The organism is Halocynthiibacter sp. (assembly GCF_049608145.1).
In the GTDB taxonomy this organism is placed as follows: domain Bacteria; phylum Pseudomonadota; class Alphaproteobacteria; order Rhodobacterales; family Rhodobacteraceae; genus Halocynthiibacter.
Genome location: NZ_JBMYXF010000007.1, coordinates 320 through 20,625 on the forward strand (window position 1 = coordinate 320; position 20,306 = coordinate 20,625).

General features: G+C 54.3%; 22 protein-coding genes. 12 read left to right on the plus strand and 10 right to left on the minus strand.

Annotated elements, in window-relative coordinates; all coding sequences use genetic code 11:
• The 8 genes from ACPGUT_RS03735 to ACPGUT_RS03770 all read right to left on the minus strand — a co-directional run.
• On the minus strand, window positions 1–728 hold a 728-nt coding region (locus ACPGUT_RS03735; RefSeq protein ID WP_423988954.1), incomplete at its 3' end, for an FAD-binding protein.
• A gap of 12 nt (window positions 729–740) precedes the next feature.
• Window positions 741–1,112 (minus strand): succinate dehydrogenase, hydrophobic membrane anchor protein, encoded by a 372-nt coding sequence (gene sdhD, locus ACPGUT_RS03740; RefSeq protein ID WP_423988956.1) that lies wholly within the window; start codon window positions 1,110–1,112, stop codon window positions 741–743.
• Between the two features lie 13 nt (window positions 1,113–1,125).
• Entirely contained in the window at window positions 1,126–1,509 is a 384-nt protein-coding gene (gene sdhC / locus ACPGUT_RS03745; RefSeq protein ID WP_423988957.1) for a succinate dehydrogenase, cytochrome b556 subunit, read from the minus strand.
• A gap of 301 nt (window positions 1,510–1,810) precedes the next feature.
• Window positions 1,811–2,539, minus strand: a complete 729-nt coding sequence (locus ACPGUT_RS03750) for a hypothetical protein (RefSeq protein ID WP_423988958.1) — start codon at window positions 2,537–2,539, stop codon at window positions 1,811–1,813.
• Window positions 2,536–3,561 (minus strand): MaoC family dehydratase, encoded by a 1,026-nt coding sequence (locus tag ACPGUT_RS03755; protein WP_423988959.1) that lies wholly within the window; start codon window positions 3,559–3,561, stop codon window positions 2,536–2,538. The genes ACPGUT_RS03750 and ACPGUT_RS03755 overlap by 4 nt, the downstream gene beginning before the upstream one ends.
• A complete protein-coding gene (locus ACPGUT_RS03760; RefSeq protein ID WP_423988960.1) occupies window positions 3,561–3,764 on the minus strand; it encodes a DUF1737 domain-containing protein in 204 nt (67 codons plus the stop codon). The genes ACPGUT_RS03755 and ACPGUT_RS03760 overlap by 1 nt, the downstream gene beginning before the upstream one ends.
• Window positions 3,765–3,768: 4 nt before the next feature.
• Complete coding sequence (locus tag ACPGUT_RS03765) at window positions 3,769–4,308, minus strand: NnrU family protein (RefSeq protein WP_423988962.1); 540 nt, start codon at window positions 4,306–4,308, stop codon at window positions 3,769–3,771.
• A gap of 42 nt (window positions 4,309–4,350) precedes the next feature.
• Window positions 4,351–5,199 (minus strand): HpcH/HpaI aldolase/citrate lyase family protein, encoded by an 849-nt coding sequence (locus ACPGUT_RS03770; protein ID WP_423988963.1) that lies wholly within the window; start codon window positions 5,197–5,199, stop codon window positions 4,351–4,353.
• A gap of 349 nt (window positions 5,200–5,548) precedes the next feature.
• Here ACPGUT_RS03770 and ACPGUT_RS03775 point away from each other — a divergent pair, with 349 nt between their 5' ends.
• Entirely contained in the window at window positions 5,549–5,872 is a 324-nt protein-coding gene (locus ACPGUT_RS03775) for a hypothetical protein (RefSeq protein WP_423988965.1), read from the plus strand.
• Window positions 5,873–5,883: 11 nt separating this feature from the next.
• Here ACPGUT_RS03775 and ACPGUT_RS03780 read toward each other — a convergent pair whose 3' ends face one another.
• Complete coding sequence (locus ACPGUT_RS03780) at window positions 5,884–6,642, minus strand: sulfite exporter TauE/SafE family protein (protein ID WP_423988967.1); 759 nt, start codon at window positions 6,640–6,642, stop codon at window positions 5,884–5,886.
• A 164-nt stretch (window positions 6,643–6,806) separates the two neighbouring features.
• Between ACPGUT_RS03780 and mdh the strand changes: the two genes are divergently transcribed.
• Window positions 6,807–7,772 (plus strand): malate dehydrogenase, encoded by a 966-nt coding sequence (gene mdh / locus ACPGUT_RS03785; RefSeq protein WP_423988969.1) that lies wholly within the window; start codon window positions 6,807–6,809, stop codon window positions 7,770–7,772.
• 643 nt (window positions 7,773–8,415) lie between these two features.
• Here mdh and ACPGUT_RS03790 read toward each other — a convergent pair.
• The gene (locus ACPGUT_RS03790; RefSeq protein WP_423988971.1) at window positions 8,416–9,459 is read right to left on the minus strand and encodes a glycosyltransferase family 2 protein; all 1,044 of its coding nucleotides are present in this window, start codon (window positions 9,457–9,459) and stop codon (window positions 8,416–8,418) included.
• 253 nt (window positions 9,460–9,712) lie between these two features.
• On the opposite strand from ACPGUT_RS03790, the gene sucC reads away from it, so the two are divergent.
• The 10 genes from sucC (at window position 9,713) to lpdA (ending at window position 20,226) form a co-directional block, all read left to right on the plus strand.
• Window positions 9,713–10,906 (plus strand): ADP-forming succinate--CoA ligase subunit beta, encoded by a 1,194-nt coding sequence (gene sucC, locus ACPGUT_RS03795; protein ID WP_423988972.1) that lies wholly within the window; start codon window positions 9,713–9,715, stop codon window positions 10,904–10,906.
• 71 nt (window positions 10,907–10,977) lie between these two features.
• Entirely contained in the window at window positions 10,978–11,229 is a 252-nt protein-coding gene (locus ACPGUT_RS03800) for a hypothetical protein (protein ID WP_423988973.1), read from the plus strand.
• 11 nt (window positions 11,230–11,240) lie between these two features.
• Window positions 11,241–12,122, plus strand: coding sequence for a succinate--CoA ligase subunit alpha (gene sucD, locus ACPGUT_RS03805; protein WP_423988975.1), 882 nt, complete (start codon window positions 11,241–11,243; stop codon window positions 12,120–12,122).
• A gap of 123 nt (window positions 12,123–12,245) precedes the next feature.
• Complete coding sequence (locus tag ACPGUT_RS03810; RefSeq protein ID WP_423988976.1) at window positions 12,246–12,836, plus strand: DUF805 domain-containing protein; 591 nt, start codon at window positions 12,246–12,248, stop codon at window positions 12,834–12,836.
• On the plus strand, window positions 12,833–13,354 hold the full coding sequence (locus ACPGUT_RS03815; RefSeq protein ID WP_423988978.1) for a DUF805 domain-containing protein: 522 nt from the start codon (window positions 12,833–12,835) through the stop codon (window positions 13,352–13,354). Before ACPGUT_RS03810 ends, ACPGUT_RS03815 begins: the two co-directional genes overlap by 4 nt.
• Window positions 13,351–16,311, plus strand: coding sequence for a 2-oxoglutarate dehydrogenase E1 component (locus ACPGUT_RS03820; protein WP_423988979.1), 2,961 nt, complete (start codon window positions 13,351–13,353; stop codon window positions 16,309–16,311). The genes ACPGUT_RS03815 and ACPGUT_RS03820 overlap by 4 nt, the downstream gene beginning before the upstream one ends.
• A gap of 5 nt (window positions 16,312–16,316) precedes the next feature.
• A complete protein-coding gene (odhB, locus tag ACPGUT_RS03825; protein ID WP_423988981.1) occupies window positions 16,317–17,810 on the plus strand; it encodes a 2-oxoglutarate dehydrogenase complex dihydrolipoyllysine-residue succinyltransferase in 1,494 nt (497 codons plus the stop codon).
• Between the two features lie 98 nt (window positions 17,811–17,908).
• Window positions 17,909–18,301 (plus strand): hypothetical protein, encoded by a 393-nt coding sequence (locus ACPGUT_RS03830; protein ID WP_423988983.1) that lies wholly within the window; start codon window positions 17,909–17,911, stop codon window positions 18,299–18,301.
• Complete coding sequence (locus ACPGUT_RS03835) at window positions 18,298–18,687, plus strand: MAPEG family protein (RefSeq protein WP_423988985.1); 390 nt, start codon at window positions 18,298–18,300, stop codon at window positions 18,685–18,687. Before ACPGUT_RS03830 ends, ACPGUT_RS03835 begins: the two co-directional genes overlap by 4 nt.
• Window positions 18,688–18,837: 150 nt before the next feature.
• Window positions 18,838–20,226: a dihydrolipoyl dehydrogenase gene (gene lpdA, locus ACPGUT_RS03840; RefSeq protein WP_423988986.1), complete on the plus strand. Its 1,389-nt coding sequence runs from the start codon at window positions 18,838–18,840 to the stop codon at window positions 20,224–20,226.
• The last annotated feature ends 80 nt before the right edge of the window (window positions 20,227–20,306 follow it).

Here is a 20,306-nt window from a genome sequence, read left to right on the forward strand (position 1 = left end):
ACAAATTCCATATCCTGCAAAGGCAGACCCGCACGGGCCACCATGCCGCCACCGTCACCAGTACAGGTGTGGGCAGAGGTTGCAGAGAAATATGCACGGCCATAACCACCGGTCGCCAGCACAACCATCTTCGCGTTGAACACGTGAATGGTGCCGTCGTCCAGCTTCCAGCAGACAACACCCTGACACTGACCGTCTTCCGACATGATCAGATCAATGGCGAAATATTCGATGTAGAATTCAGCGTTATGCTTCACGGACTGACCATACAGCGTGTGCAGGATCGCGTGACCGGTCCGGTCTGCCGCGGCACAGGTCCGCTGTACGGGGGGACCGTCGCCAAATTCAGTGGTGTGACCACCGAAAGGACGCTGATAGATTTTGCCTTCTTCGGTACGTGAGAACGGCACACCGTAATGTTCCAGCTCATACACCGCTTTGGGGGCTTCACGGGCGAGATACTCCATCGCATCCGTATCACCCAGCCAGTCAGACCCTTTCACAGTGTCATACATATGCCACTGCCAGTTGTCCGGGCCCATGTTTGACAGAGACGCGGCAATACCGCCCTGCGCCGCAACCGTGTGGGAACGGGTTGGGAAAACTTTGGAAATACAGGCGGTCTTCAGACCCTGTTCTGCCATGCCAAGGGTTGCGCGCAGACCTGCGCCACCGGCACCGACAACCACCACGTCATATTCGTGGGTTTCATATTCATATGCTGCCATTGTTCTAATTCCTTACAGCGCGATACGGGCGAGAGCGAAAAGGGCAACGGCAATCAGACCGTAGCTCAGGCAGGCGGCGCCCGCGATCAGATAGGTCCGTGTGTGACCATGCACATAGTCTTCCAGCATGATCTGAACACCGTGGCGAAAGTGGATCATGCCAACGGTGATGGTCAGGCCAGTGATGATGGCGTTGAACGGCTTGGCAAAATGCGCAATCGCATCTTCATAGCCAAGACCAATTGCGGACCCAAAGACATAGATAAACAACGGAACCAGCAGGATCAGCGCGGTAGAGCCAATCATCATCTGCCAGTGGTGTGCCGTGCCGGACTTGGAAGATCCAAGGCCGTTGGCGCGTTTACGGTCGGTGAGAAAAGACATGTTCAACGCTCCCTTATATGATCAGCAGGGCAAGGATCGTCAAAACGAACGACCCCGCAACAACGACGATGGCAAGGGTCTTGGCTTTATCCAGCTCAAACCCGCGACCTGAATCCCACCAAAGATGACGCAAACCCGCCATATAGTGATAGCAAAGCGCCCAGAGAGACCCGAGCATCACAAGCTTGCCAAACCAAGAGGTCATGACCGCATTCGCGCATTCAAAATAGTCCGGACCGGACGCCAAGGCGATCAACCACCAAACGGTCAGCAGCGTGCCAACGATCAAAGCATTGCCAGTGATACGGGTTAAAATAGAAGTCACAGATGTGAACTGTGGACGGTAAATCGTCAGATGCGGCGATAGCGGCCGGTTACCCCGGTTTACGTCAGCCATGTGGGTGCCCCCTTGCGGTTGGTCTGCCTTATGTTGGCCCTGCAGGCCTGCCGGCAGGACATGTCGGAATCATGCGGAAAAACGCCGCCTGAGCCGGATTTCACCCATCAATACTGAATATTTCCCGAATGTCACACCTCTAGCTGCGCTTTTTTCCATTTTCGTCGCGGTATTTTGCCAAATCGCGATAATTTTACCGCGTTGTGATCACAGTAAGTTTTTTCGTGATCACAAATGGTGAGAATTGCTACTGCTAACGCCTGAAGCTAAATGATCTAACCGTAACTGACACCTCAAGAAGCTATAACTCCACTAAGCTTACAGTTTTCTGCTTAACGGCCGCCAAAACTTGCACATCACCCGCCTCAAACTTGAAAAGGAAAGTCGGATAGGCATGCAGACCACCCTTAAACTGCTTCTCTCGTGGCTCGATCTCGTCAAGTTTTTCTATTAGATTAAAGGCAGCCTTTGCCTTGTCTGGCTCATCAAAAAACGCAACTTCTGTATCAACCCAGGTATACGCAAGCAATGAAACTTCAGAGCAACCAACATGCTCAGATACTTTCTCAAGTGCGAGAAGTGCCGCTCCATTGGCGTCAGTAAATCCACCATCCGGGATACAGGACAATAAAGCAGAAGCCATCCGCGTCCACGCATGCACAGATTTTTCGATCCGTTCTCCTAAAAAGAAAGCTCCTGCAATCGCAGAAAATGGCACTAAATTCTCTAGAACTGCGTATGCAACAGAGGGCCAATCAGCCCCGGCACCAAAATCAACCTCATATGCTTCCGCATATAGTTCGCGATCAAAGTCGCGTAATTTCAGGCCCAAGGTATCTTCAAAAACTTCTGTATCGTAATCCAAAGATGGATCAAAAACTGTAATGGTATTTTCGGAGAACAAGGCACTTCCATATCTATCTTTAATCATGCCCAAACGATTGCCGAAAACTACCCATGGCACAAGAAAAATATAGATCAATGCCCCTAACACCATGCGGATGACCGGTGTTCGGGGAACTGCAATCACACTGGCATCAACGCCCAATAGTCAAGATCGAGCAAAACATCAGGCAGGTATTTACCGTCTTCGCCGCGCAGGTCACCAGCTTCACCTTTGGTAGCAACCAAACGCAATCGAATGGCACCGACACCAGGAGCGCTGGTTTCAACTTTGTCCAGAACCTCTGTCCAGGCGCGGATTGTATCGCCTGAGAAGCACGGGTTGGCATGTGCGCCGCCGTTCAGTGCGACGATCATTTGCGCGTTGGCGAGGCCGTTGAAAGACAAGGCCCGCGCCATAGAAATCACGTGACCGCCATAGATCAGGCGTTTGCCGTCGGGGCGGTTGGTGGCGTCGAAATGCACTTTGGCGGTGTTCTGCCAAAGCCGCGTCGCCATCATATGCTCGGCCTCCTCCACGGTGACGCCATCGACGTGGTCAATCACCTCACCGATCTCATAATCGCCCCAGCGATGCGCCTCGCCCGCAAGGGTAAAATCATAGTTGCTGAAATCCAGCCCAGCCGGGATCACCAGATCATCGGCAGACACGGTTTTTGCCAGATCCGGGATCGTGGTTTCAGGGGCATCTGCATCCAGATCGCCCTTACGCACCATGACCCAACGCACATAATCCAACACCAGTTCGTCCCGTTGGTTCAGACCACGGGTGCGCACCCAGACGACACCGCTTTTACCGTTGGAATTTTGTTTCAAACCAATGACTTCGCTTTCCGACCGCAGGGTATCACCGGGATACACCGGCAAATGCCACCGCCCCTCAGCATAACCAAGGTTGGCCACCGCATTCAGGGAAATATCAGGTACAGTTTTGCCAAACACCGTGTGGAAGGCAATCAACTCATCCAGCGGCGCGGCAGCCAGGCCAGAAACACGGGCAAATTCATCAGAAGACGTCAGCGCAAACCGCGTCGGATACAGCGACGTATAGGCGGCACGTTCACCACCAGACAAAGTACGCGGCACAGCGTGGGGAATGACCTCGCCCAGCTTGTAATCCTCAAAAAATCGGCCCGTGTTGGTTTTCATTACTGTGCTCCCAGTTTCATCTCGGGGTGATAGTCGGCGTCGACGTCCTTCGTGACGGCCTGCCCACAGCGCATCACGCCATTGGCCGCATCAAAGGCGTAGGTCGGGTCGCCATAAAGTTCCCAGCCCTTAGAGATGGCTTCGGATACTTTATGACAAAAGGCAGATGTGTCTTCTTCAGTTAATAAACGGTAAAGTTTCATAGGGTTATCCTCCGAATGGCATAGGGCCGATGTGCATATGGATCATGCCGATCACACCCATCAGAATGATTGAGGCCACAAAAAACATCGCATCCATCGCCAGTTTGCCACTTGGGCGGCGGGTCCAGTCGCGGTCCGCACGGTTGATCACAATCACCTCAACCACGGCCCAGGCCAGCAAGCCGCCGAACAGCACGATAGACGCCGGATCCGGGTTCACCATGAGATGCGCCAACGCCCACAGCTTGAAACCAATCAGCATTGGGTGGCGGACACCATTCAGAAACACACCGCGTTTCGCCGCCGGGCTCATCAGATAAATCGCGATCAGCACCATCAGGTTGTTCAGGTGGCGCAGCCACACCGGCACCACAACCAGATCAAAACTGTCCCACATACGATAGCCGACAACCATCAGAACAACCGACAGCAGGATCGCAATGGCGATAGGGCCGCGCCCCAGATTGGCACGTGTCGCAGGCGCGAGACGTTTCATAAGATGGGCACCCCACCACAGGGCAAGACCGGCGAGAAGAAGGATCATGGCGAAGTCTCCGAGATGTAAATTTGCGCTACACCTACAGCATCACGCCATTTCGGCAATGGCTTCGACCTGCGCAAGGATACGATTTGCGGTCACGATGTGAAGATTTTCAACGATTTTCCCATCGACCACGGCCACCCCTTCACCGGCGGCTTCGGCAGCTTCGAAAGCTTCGATCTGACGGCGGGCAAGATCTGCCTCGGCCTCAGACGGCGCGAAACATTCATTGGCGATCGCCAGTTGCGCCGGATGGATCAGGGTTTTGCCATCAAAGCCCATGTCACGCCCCTGCTCGCATTCCGCACGCAAGCCGTCTTCATCTTTGAACGCATTATAGACACCATCAATCGCCGCGATGCCTTCCGCACGCGCGGCCAGCAGACACAGACCAAGACCCGCCATCATCGGCAGGCGGTCTGCACGAAAACGCGTGTTTAGCTCTTTGGCCAGATCATTTGTCCCCATGACAAATCCCTGCATCATTGGATGCGCCGCGATGGCAGCCGCATTCATCATCCCACGCGGGGTTTCCATCATCGCCCAGATCGGCATGTCACCCGTAATCGCGGTCAAAGCATCCAGCTGTGCGACCGTTTCAACCTTTGGTAAAAGCACGGCATCCGCATCCATGGTGGCAACAGCGATCGCATCATCTTTGCCCCAAGCACTGTCAAACCCGTTGATCCGCACGATCTTCATGCGCTTGCCATATCCCCCGGTTTTCAGAGTTTCCCCCAATAGCGCGCGGGCATTTTCCTTTTCATCAACCGCAACTGCATCTTCAAGATCAAAGATAATTGCGTCACAGTTCAGGCCACGGGCCTTTTCAAGGGCACGTTCTTTAGAAGCCGGAATGTAGAGCACAGAGCGCAGGGGACGGTTCAGGGTCATTTGATTCTGCCTTGTAATAAAGTTGCGCAAAAATCACCAAATCTGCACAATTTGGCAAGCATGAATTTGCCGCAGCGCAGAAAAACCGGAATTATGCAGGCGCGCACGGTGAATTAACTACTTTTTTGTGCCTCTACGGCAGGCTGGAATGCAGTTGTTGAAGGTCAGAGCGCCCAAAACGGGTCGGATGCCAGATGATCAGGCGCAAACCGCCAGGGGAAAACTCCGGATCACAGACCGGGCCAGCGAAACCATGGGCAGACAGGGGCCCAGTTTTGCAAGAGCCGCCTGAAGTCTGACCCAACAGAATGGGCCGTAAAATACGCCCGCATTCGAAAGGAAACCAGTGATGAAGAACAATATACTTGCCCTGTCGCTTGCCGTTGGTGCGATTTTGATGACTGTGCAACATGGCTATGCCCAAGGCACACGGAACTGTGCAGCGCGCGAAACGGTCGTGAACCATCTGGCCGAAGGTTACGGCGAAAGCCGACAGTCCATCGGGCTTGGGGCCAATAATGCGGTGGTTGAAACCTTCGCATCCCTTGACACCGGAACATGGACAATCACCGTCACGATGCCCAATGGCATGACCTGTGTGGTTGCCTCTGGTCAGGCCTATGAAACCCTAGAAGAAGACCTTTTGCCAACCTCGCTGGATGAACCCACTTGACTGGATCGCAGTCAGGTCAGCGCATCAAAAATCAGTTTTGATCCGGTAATAACCAGAAAAACATAGGTCAAAGCGAAGAACAGTTGCTCCGGTACAAGTCGGTGCAACCGAACTCCGACCCAAATGCCGATTACGGCAAATGGCGCAAGATACAGATCTGCCAACAAGCTTTGCGGGGTGAAAATCCCCAGCATAGCATAGGGCAGAAATTTCATCAGATTGATCGCCCAAAAGACCAGAACTGTCGTGGCCTGAAACCGCAGTTTGTCGAGATCACGTGACAGCAGAAAAACCGCCGCTGGCGGGCCTCCCGCATGGGAAATAAAACTGGTGAAACCAGCGATCATCCCCCAGAAACCACCCGCCTTCTGTCCCATCGGCTGTGCAGCAGGCGGTATCAAGCCACGGGCGCGGGCAAGCTGAAATGCCACAAAGCCCAGCGCAATTAACCCGATCAACACACGAAAGAAATCTGGGTTGGCAACTTTATATAACAATGCCGCCAGCAAAATTCCCGGTGCCGCCCCAACGATCAGCGCCAGGGCAGATGCCCCATCCCAACGCCGCCAATAGGGGCGCAAAGCGGTGATGTCCATCAACATAAGAAGTGGCAACATCAGACCAATTGCAGCCCCCGGTTCAAGAATCAGCGCAAGCAATGGCGTTGCCGCAAAAGCCGCGCCAGAGCCAAAACCCCCCTTGGAAATCCCTGCAAACAACACAGCAGTGATCGCAAAAGCGAGAAAAGTTCCATCAAAAACGTCAGGCATCGGGCACGTATTTCCAGCATGTTTCCACCCTGTCAGCGCTAACGCATCCCGGTGTTCACCACAAGTTGCACGATTTGCCGCGATGCAGCGCCTTGCACGAATGCGACAATCGGATTAGGCATGACGACAGAATTTCTCAGATGTCAAATGTATGGAGATATCCCATGGCTCGCCCCAAAATCGCTCTTATCGGTGCTGGTAACATCGGTGGCACACTTGCCCACCTCGCAGCTGTCAAAGAACTCGGTGACGTTGTTCTGTTCGACATTGCGGACGGTCTACCACAAGGTAAGGCGCTTGATATTGCTGAATCCGGCCCGTCCGAAGGTTTTGACGCCGACATGTCCGGTTCCAGCGACTACGCTGATATCGCAGGTGCAGATGTCTGCATCGTGACTGCTGGTGTTGCACGTAAACCCGGCATGAGCCGTGATGACCTTCTGGGCATCAACCTGAAAGTGATGAAATCCGTTGGCGAAGGCATCGCGAAACACGCACCAGACGCGTTTGTGATCTGCATCACCAACCCGCTTGACGCGATGGTTTGGGCACTGCGCGAATTCTCTGGTCTGCCCCACAACAAAGTTTGCGGCATGGCTGGTGTTCTGGATTCCGCCCGTTTCCGTCACTTCCTTGCGGAAGAATTCAAAGTCTCCATGCGTGACGTGACAGCGTTCGTTCTGGGTGGTCACGGCGACACAATGGTGCCTTCCGTGCGCTATTCCACCGTTGCAGGTATCCCTCTGCCAGACCTGATCGACATGGGCTGGACCACACAGGAAAAAATGGACAGCATCGTTCAGCGTACCCGTGATGGTGGTGCCGAAATCGTTGGCCTGCTGAAAACCGGTTCCGCATTCTACGCGCCTGCGACATCCGCAATTGAAATGGCCGAAGCTTACCTGAAAGACCAGAAACGCGTTCTGCCATGTGCGGCTTACTGTGACGGCGATCTGGGCGTATCTGACATGTATGTCGGCGTTCCAACCGTGATCGGTGCCGGTGGTGTTGAGAAAATCGTAAACATCAAACTGAACGCGGAAGAACAGGAAATGTTCGACACGTCCGTTGCTGCGGTTAAAGGTCTGGTTGACGCCTGTATCGCAATCGACGGATCACTCGCGAAATAATGCTTTTGCGCATTCTATCTTTAGGAGTGGCCGCAGTTTTTGCGGCCACTTTTGTATGTGCCCAACCGGTGATTGATACGTCTCTGTTTCCCCAACCAACGCAGGTCTGGCAGATCTGACGGGTGACGGCCACGACGACAAGTTACAGATTTTTCCGCTGAATGAACGCTTTGACGTCCTAAGCTTTTCCACAGGATCCGGCACCCGTTTTTTGGACAATGCAGCCATCATCCTGCCCATCAACCTCACGGACTTGGACAGTCTGGAACAGCTCTCGAATGGTAACATTGCCATCCACTGGGGCTGTTTGGCCTGCGGACGAACCCATAGCCATTTCAAGATTACCATCCGCTATACGGATTACCATCTGCAAGTCATTGGATATGACTTCACATATGCAGACCGGCTGTTTGCCGCGGTTTTCACCTGCTCCGTCAACTGCTGAATGGTCGGGCTATTCTTCAAGCTGTCGAAGTAGAGAAACTGGAATTGCGTTCGACACAAACACCCGTGGCGCTCACTCAGTTTGATTTCGACAAACAGCCCACAGCCTGTGAAGGCTTAGAACGCTACGATGATGCATTTCTAGATGAACATTACCCGCAGCCGGAAGATTAAGCCTGCCAACCGCACGATCTGAATGTCAGCCCTGCCCCCCAGTATCATCCCCGGGATAAAACAGATCATCGAAATCAGTGGGGGTCAGGCAGCCCTGGGTGTCGGGAAAGAATGCCCTGACGGCCGCTTCTGTATTCAGACGGTGAGTCTGCAACAGACCGTGCAAATCCAACACATCAAGCTGTTCTTCAGACATATGAAACAGTTCCTGATGCAGGGCGTCTTCGCGTGCGCGATCTCCCTGCACAGTAAGAAACCGCTCGATCAAGCGCAATCGTGCGACCGAAAGAATTGTTCTTTGTGTTTCGCCCGTCAGGGCAGCGTAACGCGCCACCTTAGCCAACCAAGCACGGGCTGTTGCACCATGAAAATGCAACACAGCCGCCCCTTTCAACTGCGTGCGCGGCGGCACTTTCCGATGTTCATATTTTCCCTGTCGGGGTCGGTGTATCCCCAGAATGCAATCACGATCACAGCGCACGAAAGATTTCCCGGCAACCGTCCCGACATGCCCCATGTGCAATAGAAATCCGGCCTCCCCATACAAACCCTCGGTCAACCCACGCCGATCCGGCATACGAAAATGAAATGGACCATCAAACAGGGTGTCGGAACGATCGCCGGCCGTCCAGACGCGTTCGACATGGGGCAATTGAACCCAGACATGTTCCTGTGAAACCTCCGCAAGATGTCGACCGACCTCCCCGGGAAAGACCATAAGCTCATCCGCGTCCAGATGGGCCATCCATTGGGCCTGACTGCATTTCATAGCATGGTTGGCATTGCGTTTCTGACGCTGGTTCTGATTTTCAGGACGCCGCTGAAAGCCAATGCTGCGCATATGCGCAGCGTCACACCGGGTAACAATGCACCCGGCACAGGCCTGCAGCACTTCGAATGCGGGATCGTCGGGATCATCCAGATAAATATGCACTTCGACCGCACCCAAAGACAGGTGATGTGCGACAAATGCCAACACCACAGGCAGCGGTTCACATACAGTTGCAACGACAGCCCAGCTGTCAGATACTGCGTTCACTGGAAAATCTGCATCAGTTTGCATCGGCATAAATGTCTTCGTTTCTGAAAGAATGGTCGCTTTCAGGAAATTCCACCCCAAAGCCCCAATACCCGCACCCTATGTGACGTTACGAATCTCGACAAGTCTCCGATCTTGCAATTTTGTGATCACACCAGAAAATTTCGTGATCACAAAAGAAACAAATATCCGCCGATCACGCATTTGTTGGAAAAAAACGATTTATTTACGAGATCAGGTCGTATTGACTGCCAGAAACCGCAGCAACAAACCGGAAGATGACATGAACATTCATGAATACCAGGCCAAGGCGCTATTGCGTTCTTACGGCGCACCCGTTTCTGAGGGCCGCCCGGTCACCAAAGCTGAAGACGCAAAAAACGCCGCTGGCGAACTTGATGGCCCACTTTGGGTTGTTAAGGCCCAGATCCACGCAGGTGGTCGCGGCAAGGGTTCCTTCAAGGAAGCTGACGCAGGCGAAAAAGGCGGTGTCCGTCTTTGCAAATCTGTTGAAGAAGCCGCTGAAGAAGCGAAGAAAATGCTGGGCCGCACCTTGGTCACGCATCAGACTGGCCCAGCGGGCAAGCAGGTGAATCGCATCTATATCGAAGCAGGTTCTGGCATTGAAACTGAACTGTATCTTGCCCTGTTGGTTGACCGTCAGACATCTCGCGTGTCTTTCGTATGCTCTACTGAGGGCGGCATGGACATCGAAGAAGTTGCGGCAAGCACCCCTGAGAAAATCCTGTCCTTCTCTGTTGATCCAGCCACTGGGTACCAAGCATTCCACGGCCGTCGCATCGCGTTTTCCTTGGGCCTCAAGGGTGCTCAGGTCAAACAATGCGTCAAACTGATGGGTCAATTGTACACAGCATTTATCGAAAAAGACATGGAAATGCTGGAAATCAACCCGCTGATCGTGTCCGATTCCGGTGATCTGAAAGTGCTCGACGCAAAAGTCAGCTTCGACGGCAACGCCATCTATCGTCACCCTGACGTGGCTGAACTGCGCGACATGACCGAAGAAGACCCGAAAGAACTCGAGGCTTCTAAATACGACCTGAACTACATCACGCTTGACGGTGAAATCGGCTGCATGGTGAACGGCGCGGGTCTGGCCATGGCGACGATGGACATCATCAAACTCTATGGTGCGGAACCTGCAAACTTCCTCGACGTTGGCGGCGGCGCCACCAAAGAGAAAGTGACCGAAGCCTTCAAAATCATCACCTCTGACCCGAACGTCAAAGGCATCCTTGTGAACATCTTCGGCGGCATCATGCGCTGTGACGTGATCGCTGAGGGCGTTGTTGCCGCGGTGAAAGAAGTTGGTCTGCAAGTTCCCCTCGTTGTGCGCCTAGAGGGCACCAATGTGGAAGCTGGCAAAGACATCATCAACAACTCCGACGTTGACGTGATCGCTGCTGACGACCTGTCCGACGGTGCCGAGAAAATCGTGAAAGCGGTTAAGGGTTAATGAGAGTCCGCCAAGCAATAACAGCGCCTATGCTCGCGATGACAGTACCATTTTCTGTGCAGGCTTCCGATTTGGATACGCTCTATACATCTTTGGCACATTGCTATCGCGCGAATGCTGTTATGCTTGAACCTCACCAGGACAACATGCTCGATCTTGCGCAAATCCTCTTTGACGCAACCTGCGCCGAAGAACGCGCAGAGTACTTAGAATTTCAGCATGAACTGGGCCTGATAGAGGTCGCCATAAACGGCGCGCAGCATCTCGCAAAAGAAATGGTTTTGTCAGCACGCGCTTCGCGTCTCGACATCGAATTAAACTAAGGAGACTCCAAATGGCAGTCCTCATCGACGAAAACACCAAAGTGATCTGTCAGGGCCTTACCGGCTCTCAGGGCACATTCCACTCTGAACAAGCCATCGCATATGGCACGAAAATGGTCGGCGGCGTGACCCCGGGCAAAGGCGGCATGTCCCACCTTGGCCTGCCGGTTTTCGACTCTGTGCACGAAGCGAAACACGCGACCGAAGCCAACGCTTCCGTGATCTACGTGCCTCCGCCCTTCGCAGCGGATTCCATCCTGGAAGCGATTGACGCGCAGATGGAACTGATCGTTTGTATCACCGAAGGCATTCCTGTGCTTGACATGATGCGTGTGCAACGCGCGCTGGAAGGGTCCAAATCCCGCCTGATCGGGCCAAACTGCCCGGGCGTGATCACCCCTGACGCCTGTAAAATCGGCATTATGCCCGGCCACATCCACAAACGTGGTTCTGTTGGTGTTGTGTCCCGTTCCGGCACATTGACATACGAAGCGGTTAAGCAAACATCAGACATCGGTCTTGGCCAATCGACAGCTGTTGGCATCGGCGGCGACCCAATCAAAGGCACAGAACACATCGACGTGCTGGACATGTTCCTCGATGATGATGAAACACAATCCATCATCATGATCGGTGAAATCGGTGGCTCCGCAGAAGAAGAAGCCGCTGAATTCCTCGCCGAGCAGAAGAAAAAAGGCCGCTGGAAACCAACCGCAGGCTTCATCGCAGGCCGTACAGCCCCTCCCGGCCGTCGTATGGGCCACGCTGGCGCGATCGTTGCCGGTGGTAAAGGCGGTGCCGAAGACAAGATCGAAGCGATGAAATCCGCCGGTATCGTTGTCGCAGACAGCCCCGCCACCCTTGGCGAAGCTGTGCTGAAAGCGATCGGCTAAGACAATGAAACCCTCTCTCCACATATGGGCCAAGCAATGCTTGGTCCAAGGCGGCCGCGAAAGCACCCGTTTGTGGGGAGGGGGCACTTCTGCCCAATTTCCCAACCAGGCAGACCTGTTTCTATGAATATCGCCTCTCCCATACCCCGCAACCTACGTAACGCCCTAACCCTCACGACCCGCGCAACGCGGGCGGAGTTTTGGTCGTTTTGGGCCTTGCATGCGGGTGCTTTGACTGTGGGGTATGTGATGATGTTGGCAGGCAACCCTTTGACGGGCCTGCGGGCCTTTATGATTGGCCTTGCGATTTACGTGCTGACCCTACCTTTCATGCTGATCAAGACCGTGCAACGTTTTCATGATGTGGGGCGTTCAGCCAAAACCGGAGCTGCCCTATATCTGCTGTGTTTCACATGTCTTGCGCTTGCTGCTTGGCTATCCCTACCCACGCTACGTGTTGATGCGCATCTGGCAGGCGTCCATAGTGACATGTCCGGCCCACGCGAAAGCGCGCTTTACGCATACCTCAGCCCCGGTATCGCCCTGGGCACCGCCGCCCATAACATTCTAGGCGCACTGATTTTCTATGCGGCGATCCTGCCGCTTCTTCTGATCGCGGGCTTGTCATTTGCCCTGATCACCCCCACCCTGTTACGCAGATCAGACCCCGGCGTGAATGACTGGGGCAGTAACCCGCAAGAGGTGGCATCATGACCCCGCTTCAAGCTGTCAAAACAGGCTTTAGAAAAAGCTTCACCTTTTCAGGGCGTGCCAATCGGGACGAATTTTGGCCATTTGCCTTTTTCTGCATTGCATTGACATTTCTCGCAGACAGTCTTGATGGCCTGCTGTATGCAAACACGGATTGGGAACCGCCCGTCCGGTACAGTTTCGGCAATGTCTATTATCAATTGGATGCGGACACTCTGCTTGCCCCAATTGCCTTTGTTGCCCTGCTTATCCCAATGTGCGCAGCTTGTTGGCGGCGCCTACATGATGCGGGAAAACCCGGCTGGTACTTGGTTATCCCTCTGATTTTTGCAACTATGTTTATAATTTTTGCTCCGATACTGAATCGCGATACCGTCGGGATTTCCGTGGTACGGTTCACCGAAACCGCCGCTCCCGTCATGTACATCGGCCTATGGCTTGCAGTGCTAGTCTGGCTAATAAACCCATCCGAATCCACAACAAATAAATACGGTCCCAACCCCAGTGAGGTCATCCAATGAACGACCAGTCCCCCAATGACCAGTTTCATGCCACCAGCTTTATGCAGGGGCATAATGCCGAGTACCTGGAGCAAATGTATGCCCGCTACGCCAATGACCCTTCTGCGGTTGATGCGTCCTGGGCAGAGTTTTTCCAATCCCTTGGCGATGGTGCAAATGATGTCCAATCAGAGGCCGCAGGCCCATCATGGGGCCGCATGGATTGGCCGCCTGTGCCAAATGATGATCTGACCTCTGCGCTGACCGGCGAATGGCCCGCGGAACCCGAAGCCAAAGGCGCGGGCGACAAGATCAAAGCCAAGGCCGTGGAAAAAGGCGTTGAGGTTTCTGATGAGGCCATCAAACGCGCTGTTCTCGACAGTATCCGCGCCCTGATGCTGATCCGCGCCTACCGTATCCGTGGCCACCTGGCAGCGAACCTTGACCCCTTGAAAATGCGTGACGAAACCATCCGCCCGGAACTTGATCCGGCGACTTATGGCTTCACCGCGGCAGACATGGATCGCCCGATTTTTCTTGATAACGTGCTGGGCCTGCAAATCGCATCCATGCGCCAAATCGTGGACATCGTGAAGCGCACCTATTGCGGCACATTTGCGCTGCAATACATGCATATTTCCAACCCGGAAGAGGCCTCCTGGCTGAAGGAACGCATCGAAGGCTATGGCAAAGAGATCCAGTTCACCAAGGAAGGCCGCAAGGCGATCCTGAACAAAATGGTTGAGGCCGAAGGGTTTGAGAAATTCCTGCATGTGAAATACATGGGCACCAAACGTTTTGGCCTTGATGGCGGCGAAAGCTTGATCCCGGCGATGGAACAAATCATCAAACGTGGCGGTGCTTTGGGTGTCCAAGATATCATCATCGGCATGCCGCACCGTGGCCGTCTGTCTGTGCTCGCAAACGTCATGCAAAAGCCGTACAAAGCGATCTTCAACGAATTCCAAGGCGGCAGCTTTAAGCCTGAGGATGTCGATGGTTCTGGGGATGTGAAATATCACCTTGGTGCCTCTTCAGACCGTGATTTCAACGGCAACTCTGTGCACCTGTCCCTGACAGCGAACCCGTCCCACCTTGAAGCCGTGAACCCGGTTGTCATCGGCAAAGTCCGCGCGAAACAAGACCAGCTGAACGACGAAGATCGTACCAAAGTTATGCCGATCCTTCTGCATGGTGATGCAGCCTTTGCGGGTCAGGGTGTGATCGCGGAATGTTTCGGTCTGTCTGGCCTCGTTGGTCACAAAACCGGCGGCACCATGCATATCGTTGTGAACAACCAGATCGGTTTCACCACAGCGCCGCATTTCAGCCGGTCCAGCCCCTATCCAACCGACATCGCAATGATGGTCGAAGCGCCGATTTTCCACGTCAACGGCGATGATCCAGAAGCTGTTGTGCACGCGGCCCGTGTTGCCACAGAATTCCGCCAGAAATTCCACAAAGATGTGGTTCTGGATATCTTCTGTTACCGTCGCTTTGGCCACAACGAGGGCGATGAACCGATGTTCACCAACCCTCTGATGTATAAGAACATCAAAGGCCACAAGACCACGCTTCAGCTGTATACTGAACGTCTGGTGCGTGACGGTCTGATCCCTGAGGGCGAGATTGAGGATATGAAAGCCTCTTTCCAGGCGCATCTGAATGAAGAATTCGAAGCGGGTAAAGTTTACAAGCCGAACAAAGCCGACTGGCTGGATGGCCGCTGGTCCCATCTTGATACCAAAGATGACAACTATCAGCGTGGCACAACGGCGATTAAGGACGAAACCTTTAAGGAAGTCGGCGGCGCATTGTCCACCGTGCCTGAAGGCTATCCAACCCATAAAACCGTGGCCCGTATGCTGGAAACCAAAGGCAAAGCGCTTGAGGCAGGCAAGGGCATTGACTGGGCAACCGGCGAAGCGCTGGCGTTTGGATCCCTTCTAACCGAAGGTTACCCTGTGCGTCTTGCCGGCCAGGATGCGACACGCGGGACATTCTCGCACCGTCATTCCGGCATCGTAAACCAAGACACGGAAGAACGTTACTATCCGCTGAACAACATCCGCGAAGGCCAAGCGCATTACGAAGTCATCGACTCCATGCTGTCGGAATACGCGGTCTTGGGCTTTGAATATGGCTATTCCCTTGCGGAACCAAATGCCCTTGTGATGTGGGAAGCCCAGTTCGGCGATTTTGCCAATGGCGCACAGATCATGTTCGACCAGTTCATCAGTTCTGGCGAAAGCAAATGGCTGCGCATGTCTGGCTTGGTTGTCCTTCTGCCGCATGGCTTTGAAGGCCAAGGTCCAGAACATTCCTCTGCACGTTTGGAACGTTTCCTACAGATGTGTGGCGGTGACAACTGGATCGTTGCCAACTGTACAACGCCTGCGAACTATTTCCACATTCTGCGCCGTCAGATGCACCGCGATTACCGCAAGCCTCTGATCCTGATGACACCAAAATCCCTGCTGCGCCATAAATTGGCCGTGTCTGAGATTGAAGATTTCACAGGCGACAGTTCCTTCCACCGGGTTCTGTGGGACGATGCGCAAAAAGGCAATTCCGACACGAACCTGAAAGCCGATGACAAAATCAAACGCGTGGTGATGTGTTCCGGCAAGGTCTACTTCGACCTTCTGGAAGAACGTGACAATCGCGGTCTTGATGATGTTTACCTGATGCGTGTGGAACAGTTCTATCCGTTCCCGGCGCAATCCATGGTTCAGGAACTGTCCCGCTTTCAAAACGCGGAAATGGTCTGGTGTCAGGAAGAACCGAAAAACCAGGGGGCCTGGTCCTTTATGGAACCAAACATCGAATGGGTCCTCTCCCGTATCAAAGGCCACAAAGCCGCCCGCGCCACATATGCTGGCCGCGCTGCCTCTGCCTCTCCGGCAACCGGCCTTGCCTCCCAACATAAAGCACAACAAGCCGCACTCGTTGATGATGCGCTGACGATCAAAGGATAATCATTATGACCACCGAAGTACGTGTCCCAACCCTGGGCGAAAGTGTATCCGAAGCCACCATCGCAACCTGGTTCAAAAAGCCAGGCGACGCGGTGGCACAGGATGAAATGCTCTGTGAACTTGAAACCGACAAAGTCACCGTCGAAGTGCCCGCCCCCGCCGCTGGCGTCATGGGCGAAATCATCGCCCAAGAAGGCGACACCGTTGGCGTTGACGCCCTTCTTGCAACCATCGCCGCTGGCGAAGGCGCAGCTCCGGCCCCCGCCGCCGCACCTGCAGCAGCTCCCGCAGCAACTGGCGGTTCCGTTGACGTGATGGTCCCAACCCTGGGTGAAAGCGTGTCCGAGGCAACCGTTGCCAGCTGGTTCAAAGCTGTGGGTGACACTGTTGCGCAGGACGAAATGCTGTGTGAGCTGGAAACCGACAAAGTGTCTGTCGAAGTGCCCGCCCCCGCCGCTGGCGTCATCACAGAAATCCTCGCGCCCGAAGGCGCAACTGTCGAAGCAGGCGGCAAGCTTGCGATCATGACATCTGGCGCAGGCGCAGCAGCAGCCCCAGCGGCGGCACCTGCGGCCGCAGCACCGGCCGCATCCACCGGCAAAGATGTTGAAAACGCACCATCCGCCAACAAAGCCATGGCAGAAGCAGGCCTTGCACCGGGTTCCGTTGCAGGCACTGGCAAAGATGGCCGCGTGATGAAATCCGACGTGCAAAACGCAATTGCCGCAGGCGCATCCGCCCCCGCAGCAGCACCTGCCCCCGTTGCCGCAGCCCGTCCAGCATCCGCCGCAGACGACGCCCCACGCGAAGAGCGCGTAAAAATGACCCGCCTGCGCCAAACCATCGCGCGTCGCCTGAAGGACAGCCAAAACACCGCTGCCATGCTCACCACCTATAACGAGGTCGACATGACCGAGGTGATGGCCCTGCGCAACGAATACAAAGACCTGTTCCTGAAAAAACACGGCGTGAAACTGGGCTTTATGTCCTTCTTCACCAAAGCCTGTGTGCATGCGCTGAAAGAAGTGCCCGAAGTGAACGCCGAAATCGACGGCACCGATGTGGTTTACAAAAACTACGTCCACATGGGCATCGCCGCCGGCACGCCAACCGGCCTTGTTGTGCCTGTGATCCGTGACGCAGACGCCATGTCTTTCGCGGGCATCGAAAAAGCGATCGCTGAAAAAGGCGCGCGCGCCCGTGACGGCAAACTGTCTATGGACGAGATGCAAGGCGGCAGTTTCACCATTTCCAACGGTGGTGTGTACGGCTCTCTCATGTCTTCCCCGATCCTGAACCCACCACAATCCGGCATCCTGGGCATGCATAAAATCCAGGACCGCCCAATGGCCATCAACGGCCAAGTGGTGATCCGCCCAATGATGTATTTGGCCCTGAGCTATGATCACCGCATCGTTGACGGCAAAGGTGCCGTGACCTTCCTCGTGCGCGTCAAAGAAGCGCTCGAAGACCCACGCCGCCTGCTGATGGATCTGTAAACCACATAGGGCAGCGCCTGACCCTGGGTGGGTGCGAAAGCGCCCTCCCGTGGGGAGGGTCAGGCGCTGCCCGGTGTCCCACCGGGCTGGAGACCACTATGAGTACCAACTCAATTGCACCAGTGACCGCCATTTGGATCGCACTTTTTTGCAGTGTTGTCGCGGTTTTTTCAGCTTGGTTTTTGGCCGGATTTCCCGCAGTCTTCTTTTACATCACTCCACTGATTTTAGGGGCGGTACTTCTGAAGGAATTTGCATCATCTGCGAAAAACTCCAAAACCTTCTGGCTACAATGGATTCTCAGATGTGCAATGGCTCTGTATCTTGCCGACTTAGCTTTCTCACTCCTCACAGCAAAAGAACGCCTGTTCAAAGGTTTTATCGAGTTTGCAGTCTCGCATTTGTCATATCTTAGTCCCCTACTGCCAGTTTTGTTCCCATCTTTACTGGCCATCGCTGCAATCAGAGCATTTCTCAGAGAGACCAAATGACCACTGAACTCACCGCCCTCACCCTCGCTGCCATCCTGCAAATGTGCCAATTCGGCGCCTATGCTTGGACCGCGAACAAAGAACTCGGCACCAAATTCACTATGGGCAACCGCGATGAAGAACCGAACCCAAGCCAGCTGCTTGGCCGCCACAAACGCGCGCTGAACAATCACTTTGAAGGCCTCGCCCTGTTCACCATCGCCGTGATTGCCGTCCAGCTTGGGTTCGCCTCAAACCCCGTCACCCAGGCCTGCGCTGGTTTCTATCTTGGCGCGCGCATTCTCTATGTGCCCGCTTATGTCCTTGGCCTGACGCCCGCGCGTTCCATCATCTGGGCCGTCGGGTTTCTTGCCACCCTCATCATGCTGGTTGCAGCGCTCTTATGATTTCTGTTCAGCATAGACACCCCGGGAAGGTCACCACAGGTGATGGGGGCCGCGCGCCCTCTCTCTTCCCATACATACAGCATATGCATAGTATATGCATAACTTGTGCATACTATGTGCATCCCCATTTCCGCCCTCAGGAGAGTACCAATGGCATCATATGACGTAATCATTATCGGCGGCGGCCCAGGCGGCTATGTTTCCGCAATTCGCTGCGCACAACTTGGCCTTAAAACCGCTTGTGTAGAAGGCCGCGACACCCTTGGTGGCACCTGTTTGAACGTGGGTTGTATCCCGTCCAAAGCCTTGCTGCATGCCTCCCATTCCTATCACGAGGCCACCCATAATTTCACCAAAATGGGCCTGATGGGCAAATCCCCATCCATCGACTGGAAACAGATGCTGTCCTATAAAGATGACGTCATTGGGCAAAACACCAAAGGCATCGAATTCTTATTTAAAAAGAACAAGGTAGATTGGCTGAAAGGCTGGGGTTCTATCCCTGAAGCAGGCAAAGTCAAAGTCGGTGACGAAGTACATGACGCGAAAAATATCGTTGTTGCGACCGGGTCAGAAGCCGCTTCCCTGCCTGGGATCGAGATCGACGAAAAGATCGTTGTGACCTCTACCGGTGCTTTGGAACTTGGCAAAATCCCTAAGAAAATGGTCGTCATCGGCGCTGGTGTGATTGGTCTTGAGATGGGGTCGGTTTATGCCCGTCTTGGCACGGAAGTCACCGTGGTTGAATTCATGGATAACGTCTGCCCTGGCATGGATCTGGATGTGTCCAAAACATTCGCACGCACCCTGAAAAAACAAGGGCTTAAGTTCGTGATGGGCGCTGCGGTTCAATCCGTTGAGACCAACAAAACAAAAGCCAAAGTGCATTACAAACTAAAGAAAAACGACAAGGAAGACATGGTTGAGGCCGACGTCGTTCTGGTCGCAACCGGCCGCAAACCCTTCACCGATGGTCTTGGCCTGGATGCGCTTGGCGTTGCCCTGACCCCGCGCGGCCAGGTTGCCACAAACGACCATTGGGCAACCAATGTGCCCGGCATCTACGCCATTGGTGATGCGATCGAAGGCCCGATGCTGGCCCATAAAGCCGAAGACGAAGGCATGGCCGTCGCCGAAGTCATCGCTGGCAAAAAAGGTCATGTAAATTATGGGGTTATCCCCGGTGTGGTTTACACAGCACCTGAGGTCGCGACCGTTGGCAAGACCGAAGAACAGCTGAAAGAGGAAGGTCGTGCCTATAAGGTTGGCAAGTTTTCCTTCATGGGCAATGGCCGCGCAAAAGCCATGTTCGCAGGCGATGGTTTCGTGAAATTGCTGGTCGATGCACAAACAGATCGCATCCTTGGCGGTCACATCCTTGGCCCACAAGCCGGTGAAATGATCCACGAGATCTGCGTTGCCATGGAATTCGGCGCATCCGCCGAAGACATCGCCCTGACCTGCCACGCCCACCCAACCTGTTCCGAGGCCGTGCGCGAAGCCGCACTGGCCTGTGGTGACGGCGCGATCCACGCATAAAACAACCCGGGGGAGGAAAACAATCTTCCCCCGGGCTTCAAACCGCGCTAACTAGGTGACTGCCCGGATATCGTCCGGTT

Excerpts from the sequence above, each read along its gene's own strand:
- sucC (WP_423988972.1), top strand. The coding sequence starts at position 9,713 with ATGAACATTCATGAATACCAGGCCAAGGCGCTATTGCGTTCTTACGGC.
- sdhC (WP_423988957.1), bottom strand. The coding sequence starts at position 1,509 with ATGGCTGACGTAAACCGGGGTAACCGGCCGCTATCGCCGCATCTGACG.
- ACPGUT_RS03835 (WP_423988985.1), top strand. The coding sequence starts at position 18,298 with ATGACCACTGAACTCACCGCCCTCACCCTCGCTGCCATCCTGCAAATG.
- odhB (WP_423988981.1), top strand. The coding sequence starts at position 16,317 with ATGACCACCGAAGTACGTGTCCCAACCCTGGGCGAAAGTGTATCCGAA.
- ACPGUT_RS03790 (WP_423988971.1), bottom strand. The coding sequence starts at position 9,459 with ATGCCGATGCAAACTGATGCAGATTTTCCAGTGAACGCAGTATCTGAC.
- ACPGUT_RS03820 (WP_423988979.1), top strand. The coding sequence starts at position 13,351 with ATGAACGACCAGTCCCCCAATGACCAGTTTCATGCCACCAGCTTTATG.
- lpdA (WP_423988986.1), top strand. The coding sequence starts at position 18,838 with ATGGCATCATATGACGTAATCATTATCGGCGGCGGCCCAGGCGGCTAT.
- mdh (WP_423988969.1), top strand. The coding sequence starts at position 6,807 with ATGGCTCGCCCCAAAATCGCTCTTATCGGTGCTGGTAACATCGGTGGC.
- ACPGUT_RS03760 (WP_423988960.1), bottom strand. The coding sequence starts at position 3,764 with ATGAAACTTTACCGTTTATTAACTGAAGAAGACACATCTGCCTTTTGT.
- ACPGUT_RS03755 (WP_423988959.1), bottom strand. The coding sequence starts at position 3,561 with ATGAAAACCAACACGGGCCGATTTTTTGAGGATTACAAGCTGGGCGAG.
- ACPGUT_RS03810 (WP_423988976.1), top strand. The coding sequence starts at position 12,246 with ATGAATATCGCCTCTCCCATACCCCGCAACCTACGTAACGCCCTAACC.
- ACPGUT_RS03830 (WP_423988983.1), top strand. The coding sequence starts at position 17,909 with ATGAGTACCAACTCAATTGCACCAGTGACCGCCATTTGGATCGCACTT.
- ACPGUT_RS03775 (WP_423988965.1), top strand. The coding sequence starts at position 5,549 with ATGAAGAACAATATACTTGCCCTGTCGCTTGCCGTTGGTGCGATTTTG.
- ACPGUT_RS03765 (WP_423988962.1), bottom strand. The coding sequence starts at position 4,308 with ATGATCCTTCTTCTCGCCGGTCTTGCCCTGTGGTGGGGTGCCCATCTT.
- sucD (WP_423988975.1), top strand. The coding sequence starts at position 11,241 with ATGGCAGTCCTCATCGACGAAAACACCAAAGTGATCTGTCAGGGCCTT.
- sdhD (WP_423988956.1), bottom strand. The coding sequence starts at position 1,112 with ATGTCTTTTCTCACCGACCGTAAACGCGCCAACGGCCTTGGATCTTCC.
- ACPGUT_RS03815 (WP_423988978.1), top strand. The coding sequence starts at position 12,833 with ATGACCCCGCTTCAAGCTGTCAAAACAGGCTTTAGAAAAAGCTTCACC.
- ACPGUT_RS03770 (WP_423988963.1), bottom strand. The coding sequence starts at position 5,199 with ATGACCCTGAACCGTCCCCTGCGCTCTGTGCTCTACATTCCGGCTTCT.
- ACPGUT_RS03780 (WP_423988967.1), bottom strand. The coding sequence starts at position 6,642 with ATGCCTGACGTTTTTGATGGAACTTTTCTCGCTTTTGCGATCACTGCT.